General features: G+C 75.3%; 9 protein-coding genes and 1 pseudogene. 6 read left to right on the top strand and 4 right to left on the bottom strand.

Going from position 1 to position 12,117, the window contains the following annotated elements; genetic code table 11:
• Positions 1-54: 54 nt before the first annotated feature.
• The 3 genes from ACQRUO_RS29520 to ACQRUO_RS29510 all read right to left on the bottom strand — a co-directional run bounded on the left by ACQRUO_RS29520 (position 55) and on the right by ACQRUO_RS29510 (position 3,756).
• On the bottom strand, positions 55-1,683 hold the full coding sequence (locus ACQRUO_RS29520) for a cellulose binding domain-containing protein (RefSeq protein ID WP_428319153.1): 1,629 nt from the start codon (positions 1,681-1,683) through the stop codon (positions 55-57).
• Positions 1,684-1,996: 313 nt separating this feature from the next.
• The gene (locus ACQRUO_RS29515) at positions 1,997-2,770 is read right to left on the bottom strand and encodes a DUF5995 family protein (RefSeq protein WP_428319152.1); all 774 of its coding nucleotides are present in this window, start codon (positions 2,768-2,770) and stop codon (positions 1,997-1,999) included.
• A gap of 125 nt (positions 2,771-2,895) precedes the next feature.
• Positions 2,896-3,756 carry an NAD-dependent epimerase/dehydratase family protein gene (locus ACQRUO_RS29510; RefSeq protein WP_428319151.1) on the bottom strand — a complete coding sequence of 287 codons (861 nt, stop codon included), beginning with the start codon at positions 3,754-3,756 and terminating at the stop codon, positions 2,896-2,898.
• Positions 3,757-3,917: 161 nt separating this feature from the next.
• Here ACQRUO_RS29510 and ACQRUO_RS29505 point away from each other — a divergent pair, with 161 nt between their 5' ends.
• Positions 3,918-4,790 carry a helix-turn-helix transcriptional regulator gene (locus tag ACQRUO_RS29505; protein ID WP_428319167.1) on the top strand — a complete coding sequence of 291 codons (873 nt, stop codon included), beginning with the start codon at positions 3,918-3,920 and terminating at the stop codon, positions 4,788-4,790.
• A gap of 54 nt (positions 4,791-4,844) precedes the next feature.
• Here the strand turns inward: ACQRUO_RS29505 and ACQRUO_RS29500 are convergent, their stop codons facing one another.
• Positions 4,845-6,728, bottom strand: coding sequence for a CoA transferase (locus ACQRUO_RS29500; protein WP_428319150.1), 1,884 nt, complete (start codon positions 6,726-6,728; stop codon positions 4,845-4,847).
• Between the two features lie 324 nt (positions 6,729-7,052).
• Between ACQRUO_RS29500 and ACQRUO_RS29495 the strand changes: the two are divergent.
• The 5 genes and pseudogenes from ACQRUO_RS29495 to ACQRUO_RS29475 all read left to right on the top strand — a co-directional run.
• Positions 7,053-7,343, top strand: a pseudogene (locus ACQRUO_RS29495) (histidine kinase); the annotation flags it as partial.
• A 199-nt stretch (positions 7,344-7,542) separates the two neighbouring features.
• A complete protein-coding gene (locus tag ACQRUO_RS29490) occupies positions 7,543-7,842 on the top strand; it encodes an ATP-binding protein (RefSeq protein ID WP_428319149.1) in 300 nt (99 codons plus the stop codon).
• Positions 7,843-7,906: 64 nt separating this feature from the next.
• Positions 7,907-10,306 carry an FHA domain-containing protein gene (locus tag ACQRUO_RS29485; protein ID WP_428319148.1) on the top strand — a complete coding sequence of 800 codons (2,400 nt, stop codon included), beginning with the start codon at positions 7,907-7,909 and terminating at the stop codon, positions 10,304-10,306.
• A 7-nt stretch (positions 10,307-10,313) separates the two neighbouring features.
• Positions 10,314-10,826, top strand: coding sequence for a hypothetical protein (locus tag ACQRUO_RS29480; RefSeq protein ID WP_428319147.1), 513 nt, complete (start codon positions 10,314-10,316; stop codon positions 10,824-10,826).
• 12 nt (positions 10,827-10,838) lie between these two features.
• A complete protein-coding gene (locus ACQRUO_RS29475; RefSeq protein WP_428319146.1) occupies positions 10,839-11,756 on the top strand; it encodes a serine/threonine-protein kinase in 918 nt (305 codons plus the stop codon).
• Positions 11,757-12,117: the final 361 nt, after the last annotated feature.

The raw sequence follows: 12,117 nt of genomic DNA, 5'->3' as shown, positions 1-12,117 counted from the left end.
GGCCCCCGGTTCCGTTGCGGAACCGGGGGCCGACGCACGTGCCGGAACGGGACCTCAGCCCGCGTACCCGGCCCAGAGCTTGGAGAACTGGTACGGCGTCTGCGGGATGTTGGTGCACTTGAAGAGCGCACCGGTGCAGGCGTTGCCGTCGCGGGTGACCTCCCAGAAGGAGAGTTCGCCGAGGTGGTTCTGCTGGGCGAAGCTGAGCAGCTGCTGGGCGTCGTTCAGGCCGAACACCTCGTCGGCGTTGTCGTTCTGGCCCAGCATCGGGGTGACGCCGACCATCGCCCAGCTCTGCGTGGTGGTCAGGTTCGGCCAGACCTGGGCGATCTGGGCGCGGGTGGACTGGGCCGCCTGGATCGCGTAGGCGCCCATCTGGCCGGACGGGTTGGGGGCCTCGGTGTCGCCGAAGTCCATCGCCATCACGTTGACCGCGTCCACGTTCACCCCGGCGGCCTTGGCCGACTGCAGGACGTAGACGCCGTCGGTGGTCAGGCCGCTGGGCAGCACCGGCAGAGTCAGGGTGACCTTCAGGTCGCGGCCCTTGGCCCGCTGGGCGGCCTGGACGGCGGCGATCGCGGCGGACCGGCGGTCGATGGAGGCGTGGTCGGAGACCGCGGAGCCCTCGATGTCGAAGTCGATCCGGTCCAGCCCGTAGGTGTCGACGACCTTCTGGTACTGGGCGGTCAGGCTGGGCACGTCGGTGCAGGACTGGGCCAGTTCGGTGCCGTTGGCGCCGCCGAAGGACGGGCGGATGTCACCGCCGGTGGCCCGGAAGGCGTCGAGGTCGGCCTTGTCCCAGCCGCTCGCGGGGTCGTAGGCGTTGAACCAGCTGGCGGTGCACGGGGTGGTGCCGTTGACGATGAAGCCCAGCGAGAACTGCTTGAGCCCGGTGGTGGCGGCGATCTGCTGCAGGTTGGGCGTGGGGAAGGCGCCGAGGTCGACGAAGGGCGCGGCCACACCGGGCGTGCTGCCGCTGCCGGCCACGCCGGTCACCGCGGTGGACTGGGCCGACTCGTTGCCGGCCGCGTCGAAGGCGTCGACGGTGAAGGTGTGGCTGCTGCCGGCCAGCAGGCCGGTGACGGTGGCCGAGGTCGTCGTGGTGGTGGCGACCACGGTGCTGCCCTCGTAGACGTGGTAGCCGGACACCCCGGTGGAGTCGGTGGAGGCGTTCCAGGAGAGCGAGACGGTGTCCGGGCCGGTGCCGGAGACGGCCAGGCCGGTCGGCACGGTGGGCGGGGTGCTGCTGACCGGGACGCCGTTGCAGGGCAGGTTGTTGATCAGGCAGTTGGCGGGCGCCACCTGGGTGCCGGTGGTGCTGATGTCCATCCCGACCACCGGGGCGCTGGCGCCGGGGGCGAGCGGGGTGGCCCAGCTCGGCGAGGTGATCGTGACGTGGCTGCCGGTGCTGGTGGCGCTGCTGGTCAGGGTGCCGTTCCAGGAGCTGCTGACGCTCTCGCCGGCGGGCAGGTCGAAGCTCAGCGTCCAGGAGTTGACGGTGTTGATGGTGCTGTTGGTGACCGTGTAGTCGGCCTCGAAGCCGCTCTGCCAGCTCTGCGGCTCGGTCATGGTGGCGACCAGGCCGGTGGTGGTGGCCTGGGCGGCCACCGGGAGCGAAAGGGGCAGGACGACACCGGCCAGTAGCCCGGTGGCTATGACGGTGGGCAGGGTGACACGCCTCATGGGCGGGCCTCCTCGGCGTGGGGCGGCGCACAGGGCACGCCGGCTGGACAGTGGGGGGCGTGCCGCGGCACCCCCACATTGGTAGAGACCAATGCGGTGCGTCAAGAGCGGTGTGGAGAACCGGGGGTGATTTAAGGTCAGCTGAAGGTCGGGCCGTGCCGGACCCTCGCGGTCTCCGACCGGAACCCTTGCCGACCTGCCCGTTTCCGCGCCCCGGACCCTCGCGGTCGATGGTGGTGCCCCTTGCCACCACCCTTGCGCCGCCCTGCCCGGTTCAGACCCCCGCGTGTCGCCCGCCCGTCGCCCGCCCGGGTCAGGCCCCGACGGGGGTGAGCAGGGCGCGGCTGACCCTGGCGACCGAGGCGTCCAGCGCGGCGACCACCGCCCGGTAGGCGAGCGGCTCCGCCCGCAGACCGCGCAGCGCCAGCACGGTGGCCCAGGCGGCCTGCCGGGCCCGGTCGATGCTCCACACCCCGAGCACGTGCAGCAGCGGTTCGGCGACCCGCAGCGGGGGCGGCTCGGGCAGCAGCTCCTCCCGGACCTGCGCCTCCACCCGGGCCAGCAGGTCGTTGATCCGCTGGTAGTCGCCCTCGAAGGAGAGCGGATCGCGCCCGAGCCGGGCGGCGGTGTCCAGCACGGCCAGCGGGAGGTCGTGCTCGATGTGCGTGTTCATCCCCGACAGGGCGTCCTGCAACGGGTGCACGCCGGGGTGCCGGCGCAGCTCGAAGAGCGGGCGCCAGCAGAGCGCCGGGGGTCGACCGGCGGCGTCCGCGTCGACCGCGGCGAGGTAGCGGCCGGCGAAGAGCGCGTCGAGCACGGCGAGTGCGGCCGGATCGGCGAAGTACCCGGTGCCGAGCTCGGCGGCGATCAGCTCGGTGACGGTCAGGTACATCCGGTGGAAGACGCCCACGCCGTCGCCCGGTGGGAAGCCCGGCGCGAGCGTACGCATCCGCGCCAGCAGCTGATCGACCGTCAGGACGGCACCGGGCGCCGCCTGGCCGGCAGGCGAGGCGGGCGAGGCGGGCGCGGCGGGACGGGGCAGGGCGCCGCTCGGGACGCCCACGGCGGGCTCGACGGACTCGACCACGGGATCACCTCCGGTTCCGGGGTGCGGGTGACCAGCCTGGCAAATCGTTCGGCCGTCCGATATCGACCGAACGGGTGATCTAGTGTCGCCGGGTCACATGATGGGATGTCAGTCCGCGGGGTCGGTCAGAGCGCCCCGGCGTCCAACGCCGTCCACACCGACGGGTAGAGCGGCCGCCACCCCAGCTCGGCCCGGATCCGCGCGGTGCCCGCCTGCCCGCTCCACGGGTCCCCGGCGTCCGACGCCTCGGTCGACTGCACGAGGCCGAGCAGTTCGCGGATCTGGTACGCGGTGACCGGCGCGTCGTCGGCCACGTTGTAGGTCCGCCCGGCCGCGGCGGGCGTGGACAGCGCCCGCCGGACCGCCTGGGCGATGTCCGCGTGGTGCACCATCGGGAGCCGCCGGTGGGCCGCCCAGTCGGCCAGCCGGGGCGCGAAGTCCCGGAGGTGGCTGTCGCCCTCCCCGTAGACGAAGGCCAGGCGCAGCACGGTCAGCTCCAACTCACCGGCCCGCACCGCGGACAGCTCCCGCAGGCCGTGCTCGGCCGCGGCCTTGGTGGCCGGGTAGGGGCCGAAGGCCTCGCTCGGAGCGGCCGGATCGCTCTCCTCGGCCGGCCGGCCGAGCCCGTCGGGGTAGACCAGATTGGTGCTGAGCTGCACGAACCGGCGCGCGCCCGCCGCGGCGGCCTGCTCGCCGAGGGCCACGGCCGCGTCCCGGTTGACCGCGGTCATCTCCGCCGCCGGCACCCCGCGGAACGCCGCAGCCGAGTTGATCACGGTGTCGACCCCGGCCACCGCGCGCGCCCGGTCCTCGGGGTTGCGCAGGTCCCCGGTCAGCACCTCGACGCCGGCGCGGGCCGCGTCGGCGAGTGCTGCCGCGTCCCGCACCAGGACCCGCACCGCCCCACCGTCCGCCCACTGCACCAGTCGCGGCAGCAGCCGCCGGCCGACCTGTCCCGTCGCACCGGTCAGCAGGATGTTCGTCATCGGGCTCTCCTCCGCTCGCCCCGGCCGGATCCGCCGGGCTCGCCGACCACTCTGCTGCCGGTGGCGGCCGCCCGGGAGAGACCCGTCGAGCAGCGGACCGGCCAACCAGGGACTGGCAGTCCCTGGATCCGGTCGGCCCGGCCGTCCATCCTGGAGGCATGATCAACCGACCGGAACTCGCCGACTTCCTCAGCCGCAGCCGGGCCCGGCTCACCCCCACCGACGTCGGGCTGCCGCCGGGCGCCCGGCGGCGCACCCCGGGGCTGCGCCGCGAGGAGGTGGCCAACCTGGCCGGACTGTCGGTCGACTACTACGCCAGGCTCGAACAGGCCCGCGGCCCGCAGCCCTCGCCCGCGCTGCTCGCCGCGCTGGCCCGTGCGCTGAGGCTGACCGAGGACGAGCGCGACCACCTCTTCCACCTGGCCGGCCACGAACCGCCGCGCGGCGCCCGCCGGCTGACCCACGTGCGCCCCGGCCTGCAGCTGATCCTGGACCGGCTGTACGACACCCCCGCCCAGGTCATCTCCGAACTCGGCGACGTCCTGGCGCAGAACGCGATGGCCGCCGCCCTGTCCGGCGACGTCGAGGCGCTGCCGCCCCGCGAACGCAACCTGATCTGGCGCTGGTACGCCGTTCCCGCCTGCCGCTCGCTCTTCCCGGCCGCCGACCACGAGCACCTCGGCCGCTCGCACGTCGCCCAGCTGCGCGCGCTGCACGCGGCCAGGCCGACCGACCCGGAGGTGCGCGAGCTGGTCGAGCGGCTGCAGGAGTGCAGCGCGGAGTTCCGCGAGGTGTGGGCGCGGCACGACGTCGCGGTGCGCCGGGCGGACCGGAAGACCTTCCTGCACCCGGAGGTCGGCGCGATCGAGCTGGACTGCGAGGTGCTGGCCGGGGCGGGGGAGGGGCAGGTGCTGGTGGTGCTCACCGCCCGCCCGGGCACCGAGTCGGCGGGGCGCCTGGAGCTGCTGCGGGTGATCGGACGGCAGCGGATGACGGAGCCGGCGGTGCGGGCGGAGCCGGGGACGGCCGGGTGAGCAGCAGGTGAGCGCCGGGTGAGCGCCGACGGGCGCCCGGTGATCACCGGCTGCTCAGCCGAACTCCCAGGGTGCGCGCGGCAGGACGCAGCCGTCGCGCTCCAGGGCCGGGGCGAACCGCGGGTCATCCGCCACCTCGCCGACCGTCGCGGCCCGGCCGTGGTTGACCGCGCGTCCACCGCCCTGCCGCCCCGGGGCACCGCTGCTGCTGCCGCTGTTGTGGCCGCCGGCACCGCGGCCGAGCGGTGTGGGTGGTGTGGGCAGTGCTGGTGAGGCGAAGTCCAGCAGGGTCACGGCGGCCGACCAGAGCGAGGACTCGACCCGCTGGCCGAAGCCGGTGACGGCCCGGGCCAGCAGGCCGGCGAGCACCGCCTCGGCGCTGATCAGGCCGCAGAACACCTCGGCGACGGTGAGCAGCGAGGGGGTGGGCGGCAAGCCGGGCGGGGTGACCAGCGCGGCCAGACCGCTGTGCGCCTGGACCAGGCCGTCGCTGCCGAACGGCGCTGCGAGACCGAAGAGTTCACCCCAGCCGGAGGCCCAGGCGTGCACCAGGCCGGGGCGGTCGGCGAGCAGTGGGCCGGCGCCCAGACCGAGCTCGGCGGCCCGGCCCGGGGGCAGGTCGTGCAGGAAGACGTCGGCGGTGCCGACCAGTTCGCGGATCCGCCGGTGGCCGGCGGTCGAGCGCGGGTCGGCCTCGACTGCCTGCTTGCCGCGGTTCACCGTGCGGAACCGCGCCGACACCCCACCCACCAGGGGCGGCACCGCGCGGGCTCGGTCGCCGCCGAGCGGTTCGAGCCGGAACACCTCGGCGCCCAGCAGCCCGAGCAGGTGACCGGCCAGCTGACCCCGGACCCGCTCGGTCAGCTCGACCACCCGCACCCCGGTCAGCGGCAGCGCGGGCGTTGGTGGGCGGCCTGGCGTGCGGGTGGTGGACGTCGCCCCGCGCGCCGGACCGGCCTGGCCCGGGACGACCTGGCCGGGACCGACCTGGCCCGGACCGACCTGGCCCGGGATGAACGGAACCTGGTACGCCGACTGTCGGGTGCCGGCCTGCGCGATCCGCCAGGGCGGTGCCGGGTAGCCGCGCGGCCCGGCGGCCCGCAGCGGGACGATCGACACCCCGGCGGCCGCGGCGGTGATGGTCAGCTCCTGGTAGGGCACGGCCGCCGTGGCGGTGGCCAGTTCGGCGGGCAGTGGGCAGCGGGCGGTGGCGGAGCGCAGCCGGAAGGCCGGCCAGCCGCGATCGATCACCGGGCCGGGGACGTCGAGCCCGCTCCAGAACGCCAGCCACTGGTCGGCCGTGCGCGCCTCGATCTCGAACCGGACCCCGTCCCGGCTGGTGAACGGTGGTGCGGCGGCGGTGGGTTCGGTGGCTTCGGTGGGCTCCGGGGGATCGGTGGGTTCGGGGGACGTGGTGGGGCCGGTGGGTCCGGCCGGGGTGTCGGCGGTGGCCGCCGCCAGGTGCCGGCCGACCGTCAACAGCGCGGCCTGCGCCACCGACGTCCGCACCGTGCGCACCGGTGAACCGTGCAGCGCGGCGAACCGGGCGGCCAGCAGACCCTGCACGGCTAACACCCCGGCCACCGCGCCCGCGTAGTCGATGCCGAGCGGCTGCGGCCCGCCGTACCGCCGGCCGTGCACCTCGGCGATCCCGCAGGCCGCCTGCACCTCGGCCTCGCTGCGCAGCGGGAGCGCGACCGGACCGGCCCAGTCGATCGTGCAACCGATGCTGCCGAGGGCCAACTGCCCGACCTGGTCACAGTCCGGAGTCCCGGGCGGCCCCAGCTGGCAGCCCAACGACCAGAGTTGACGGACCGCCAACCGCACCGCCGGACCTTCGCCGGTCGCGACCAACCGCACCCCGGCGAGCGGACCGGTGGCCCCGACGGCACTGCCCGGCTGGCGGAGTAGCGGCCGGTTGGTGGAGATCCGTGGCATCGGCCCTCATCGGTCCTGGTGGCGTCGGTGATGCCAGCAGGGCTGGAGGTGCCGGCGGGGTTTGGCAGTGGTGCAGGGATGGGAGCGCGAGCCTGATGCGCACTCTGTGACGAAGCTATCACGAGAAGTGACGGCCATTCGCCGCGCTGTCACCCTCTGGGGTGCGTCAACGGATGACAGATAACAGATTTCAGATTCTGTTATCTGTCATCCGCCATCTGCCGCCTGGTCACTGTCACCTGCCATCCGCCCGCTGCCACGCCGCCGCCGCGCCCCCGCTCCCGGCTGCCCCGCCCGGTTACGGGTGCCGGGGCGCTGCCGACCGTGCTCGCCCAGGCCGTGGCCGTCCCGGTGGCCGTCGGTTGGCTGGCCGGTCGGGACCGCCGCCTCGCCCACCGCGACCGTCAACTGGCCGAGCTCGCCCGGCAACTGGCCGCCGCACGGCAGAGCGGCGCGGAGCACGCGGTGACCGCGGTCCGGCTGCCGGTCGCCCGCGAGGTGCACGACGTGGTCGTCCACCAGCTCGCGGTCCTGTCGGTGCAGGCGGGGCTGGCCGACTACGTCTTCGACCGGGACCCGCACACCGCCCGCGGGGCGCTGCGCACCGTCGCCCGGACCAGCCGGGAAACCCTGGACGAGGTGCGCGCACTGCTCCGGCTCCTGCGCCCGCCGGCCGGGCCACTGCCCGAGCCGCCCGGTGAGGCGCTGCAGCCGCCGCCCGGGCTGGCCGGGCTCGGCGAGCTGGTGGAGCAACTGGCGGCGGCCGGCCTGCGCACCGAGGTCCGGGTGACGGGGGGAGCGGCGGCCGCTGCCCGTGGGCGTCGACCTGTCCGCCTACCGGATCGTCCAGGAGGCGCTGGCCAACGTGCACCGGCACGGCGGCGGCGCCGCGGCGGTGCTCGCCGTGCACTACGAGCCGGACCGGCTCTCCGTCACCGTCACCATCCTCGGCGCCGGCCCGACCCGACCGCAGGAGCCGCACACCCAAGGCCTCGGGCTGATCGGCATCCGCGAACGGGTCGCCCTCCACGGCGGCGAGCTGCACACGGGCCCGCTCCCGGCCGGCGGCTTCAAGGTCCGCTTCCGCCTGCCGCTCGCCCCACCCCGGGACTGACCTCCACCGCCGACGCGTCCACTCCCGATCGCTCGCGTCGACCCGCCGGACTATGGTCAGTCCTATGGGAGAGCGACAGGTCGCGCCCACCGCGCCGCAGCTGGTCCTGGAGACCGCCGGCGACTCGCAGCTCCTCAGCCCGAGCCGCTCCTACCGGGTCGGCCGGGACCCGGTCAGCGAGATCCCGCTCAGCGATCCCCGGGTCTCCTGGCACCACGCCGTCCTGCACGCCGACGGCACCCACTGGATCCTGGACGACCTGCACAGCACCAACGGCACCTACGTGGCCGGCCGGCGGATCGGCCACCTCGACATCAGCACCGGCGGCGTGGTCCGCTTCGGCAGTCCGGGCGACGGCCCGCGGGTGGCACTCTCCCCAGCCCCGCGCCCGGTCGCCCCCGCACCCGCCCCGGCGCCCGCCGTCCCGCGCCCCAGCGCGCTCACCGCGATCACCGGCTCCTACCGTCCGCCCACCAGCGTGCACCCGCTGCGCGCCGCCACCGTGCGGATCGGCCGCGCCCTCGACAACGACCTGGTGGTGCCCGACCTGGAGGTCTCCCGCCGGCACGCCGAACTGAGCCCGCTCCCCGACGGCCGGTTCGAGCTCGTCGACCTGGGCAGCCACAACGGCACCTTCCTGAACGGGCAACCGGTGGGCCGGGCGGTGCTCGGCCCGAGCGACCTGGTGGGCATCGGGCACTCGGTGTTCTGCCTGGTCGACGGCGAGCTGCAGGAGTTCGTCGACACCGGCGAGGTCAGCCTGGCGGTGCAGGACCTGTGGGTGCGCACCGGCGACGGCCGCACCCTGCTGGACGGCATCAGCTTTCCGGTCGGGGAGCGCTGCCTGCTCGCGGTGGCGGGGCCGAGCGGGTCCGGCAAGTCCACCCTGCTCGGCGCGCTGACCGGCCTGCGGCCGGCCGACCAGGGGACCGTCCGCTACGACGGCCGCGACCTCTACCGGGACTACGCCGAGTTGCGCCACCGGATCGGCCTGGTCCCGCAGGACGACATCCTGCACACCCAGCTCACCGTCCGCCGCGCCCTCGGCTACGCCGCCGAGCTGCGCTTCCCGGGCGACACCGCGCCGGGCGAGCGGGCCGGGCGGGTCGCCGAGGTGCTGGCCGAACTCGGCCTGGAGCAGCGCGCCGACCTGGTGATCTCCAGCCTCTCCGGCGGTCAGCGCAAGCGGGTCAGCGTGGCCCTCGAACTGCTCACCAAGCCCTCGCTGCTCTTCCTGGACGAGCCCACCTCCGGCCTGGACCCGGGCATGGACCGCTCGGTGATGCACATGCTGCGCGCGCTCGCCGACGACGGCCGCACCGTCATCGTGGTCACCCACAGCGTGCTCAGCCTGGACCTGTGCGACCGGCTGCTGCTGCTCGCCCCGGGCGGCCGCACCGCGTACTTCGGCCCGCCCGGCGAGACCCTGGGCTACCTGGGGTTCGACCAGTGGCCGGACGCCTTCGAGGCGTTCGAGGCCGACCCCGACCGCGACTGGGCCGGCCAGTACCGCGCCTCCCCGCTCTGCCGCCGCTATCTGCACCAAGCCCAGGACCAGCGCCAAGCCCAAGCCCAGCACCAAGACCAAGCCCAGCACAAAGCCCAAGCCCGCACCCCGGCACCGCCCCCGCACCGCCCGCCCGCTCCGCAGCGCTGGCACCGCCAACTCGGCACCCTGGTCCGCCGCTACGCCACCGCGCTGGCCGCCGACCGGACCTTCCTGGCGATCATGATCGCGCTGCCCTTCGTGATGGGCGCGATGACCCACGCGCTGGCCGGCAGCGCCCTCACCCAGAACAGCGCGCTCAACGCGCTGCTGCTGCTCTGCGTCGGCGGGGTGCTCACCGGCGCGGCCAACGCGGTGCGCGAACTGGTCAAGGAGCGGGCGATCTACCAGCGCGAGCGGGCGGTCGGGCTGTCCCGCTCGGCCTACCTCTGCTCCAAGGTGGTGGTGCTCGGCACGGTCACGGTGGTCCAGGCGGTGGTGCTCACCATGGTCGGCCTGGCCGGGGTCCGGCTGCGGCCGCGGGGCGCCGGCGGCGGGGTGCTGCTGCCGTCGCTGCTCGAACTCACGCTGGCGGTGGCGCTGCTCTCGTTCACCGCGATGATGCTCGGCCTGCTCGTCTCCGCCCTGGTCCGCAAGGAGGAGGTGACCATGCCGCTGCTGGTGCTGCTGGCCATCGTGCAGGTGGTCTTCTGCGGCGCGCTGCTGCGCCTGCACGGCGTGCCGGGGCTCGAGCAGTTGTCCTGGCTGGTGCCCTCCCGCTGGGCGCTGGCCGCCATGGCCGCCACCGTCGACCTGCGCACCCTGGTGCCGGGCACGCTGACCGCCGACCCGCTGTTCCGGCACACGGCCGGGGCCTGGGCGCTGGACCTGGGGATGCTGCTGGTGCTCAGCCTGCTCTACGGGCTGCTGGTGGCCCGGCTGCTGCGCCGGCACGAGCCGACGGTGATGCGGCGGTGAGGCGGCGGTGACCGCCGACCCGGTGGCCGCGCCCGCCGCCGGTCCGCCGTTCGAGCCGACCCACGTGGTGCCGCCCGGTGGCCTGCCCAGCTGGGCCGCGCCGGACCCGGCCCGCCCCGCCGCCCGGCTGGACCCGCTGCTGCCGGTGCGGCTCACCGAGACCCGTGGTGACTGGGCCCGGGTGGTCTGCGCCAACGGCTGGACCACCTGGCTGGACGGCCGGCTGCTGGTCAGCCTGCCGCACCCGCCGGGCGGTGCCGCGCTGCGCGCCGGTGAGGACCCGCGCCCGCTGCTGGCCCGGTTGGAGCGGGCGCTGGGCGACTACCGGGCCCTGGTGGACGAGGCGGCGGCCGGCCGGCTCACCGTGACGGAGTTCCGGGAGCGGGCCGCCGGGCTGCGGATCGGCGCGGTGGTCGACGGCACCGACGCCTGGCTGCTCGACCCCGTCGAGCAGCGCTGGTACTACTGCGACGGCACCCGGCTGCGCGGTTACGCCGCCGCCCCGCCGCAGGACGGGTGACGGGACGCCGCGATGTCCACCGTCCCCGGCGACCTGGTCGGCCGACAGCTCGCCGGCTACCGGCTGGAGCGCGAGGTCGGGCGCGGCGGTATGGCGGTGGTCTACCGCGCGGCGGACCTGCGGCTCGGGCGGACCGTCGCGGTCAAGGTGCTGGCCCCCGAACTCGCGCGGAACGAGGTGTTCCGCAAGCGCTTCGAGCACGAGTCGCGGATCGCCGCCTCGATCGACCACCCGCACATCGTGCCGGTCTTCGCGGCCGGCGAGGCCGACGGCGTGCTCTTCATCGCGATGCGCTACGTCCGCGGCCGGGACCTGCGGGCCCTGCTGGACCGGGAGGGCCCGCTGCCGGTGGCCCGGGCGGTGCGGCTGTTCGCCCAGGTGGCCTCCGCGCTCGACGCCGCGCACGCCCACGACCTGGTGCACCGCGACGTCAAACCGGGCAACATCCTGGTCGCCGAGGGCACCGACAGCGACCACCCCGAGCACCTCTACCTGACCGATTTCGGCCTGACCAAGAAGTCGCTCTCGCTCACCGGGTTCACCACGGTCGGCAAGTTCGTCGGCACCCTGGACTACGTCGCCCCCGAGCAGATCGAGGGCAAGCCGGTGGACGGGCGGTGCGACGTCTACGGGCTGGGCTGCGTGGTGTACGAGGCGCTGACCGGCCACCCGCCGTTCCGCCGGGAGGACGACATGGCGCTGCTCTGGGCGCAACTGCACGAACCGGCGCCGCCGGCCGGGATCGGCCCGCAGGTGGACGCGGTACTGGCGCGGGCGCTGGCCAAGCAGCCGGAGCAGCGCTGGGCGGACTGCGCCGAGTTCGTGCGGGCGCTGCGCCGGGCGGGGGAGGGGGACGCGGCGGGCGCGGTGGAGGTGGGGCCGGTGCGGCGGCCGCCCGGGTGGGCGGCGGCGGTGTTCCGGGAGGCGTGAGGGGCCGGGCGGGGGTCGGTGCGGGGTGCGCCGTTCACCGCAGCAGCGGTTGCGGGGGGTGCGGCGGGCGCGCAGAGAATGGCCCGTGAGCAGTGCTGAGAACCCGCCAGACCGACCGACCGAGCCGGCCGCCGGTGGGTCCGGCGCGCCGTCGGGGCCGCCCTCGGCGGAGCCGTCCGGACCGCCCTCGGGGCCGCTGGCCCAGGGGTCGGGTGCCGCCGGATCGGGCGCCTCGGGTTCCGGCGCCGCCGGGTCGGGTGCTGCGGAGTCGGGTGGCGCGGGGTCGGGTGCCGCCGGGCCGCCGACGGTGCCGGCCGGCGGCCCGGACGAGGGGCCGCCCAGCAGCCCACCGTCCGGCCCG

Origin of the sequence: Kitasatospora sp. LaBMicrA B282 (assembly GCF_050325825.1) — a bacterium.
Classification (GTDB): Bacteria; Actinomycetota; Actinomycetes; order Streptomycetales; family Streptomycetaceae; genus Kitasatospora.
Note: the sequence above shows the minus strand (reverse complement) of the source record. Positions and strands in the feature narration are given on the sequence as shown.

Coding starts and splice junctions, on each gene's coding strand:
- ACQRUO_RS29475 (WP_428319146.1), top strand. CDS start 10,839: ATGTCCACCGTCCCCGGCGACCTGGTCGGCCGACAGCTCGCCGGCTAC.
- ACQRUO_RS29500 (WP_428319150.1), bottom strand. CDS start 6,728: ATGCCACGGATCTCCACCAACCGGCCGCTACTCCGCCAGCCGGGCAGT.
- ACQRUO_RS29485 (WP_428319148.1), top strand. CDS start 7,907: ATGGGAGAGCGACAGGTCGCGCCCACCGCGCCGCAGCTGGTCCTGGAG.
- ACQRUO_RS29510 (WP_428319151.1), bottom strand. CDS start 3,756: ATGACGAACATCCTGCTGACCGGTGCGACGGGACAGGTCGGCCGGCGG.
- ACQRUO_RS29520 (WP_428319153.1), bottom strand. CDS start 1,683: ATGAGGCGTGTCACCCTGCCCACCGTCATAGCCACCGGGCTACTGGCC.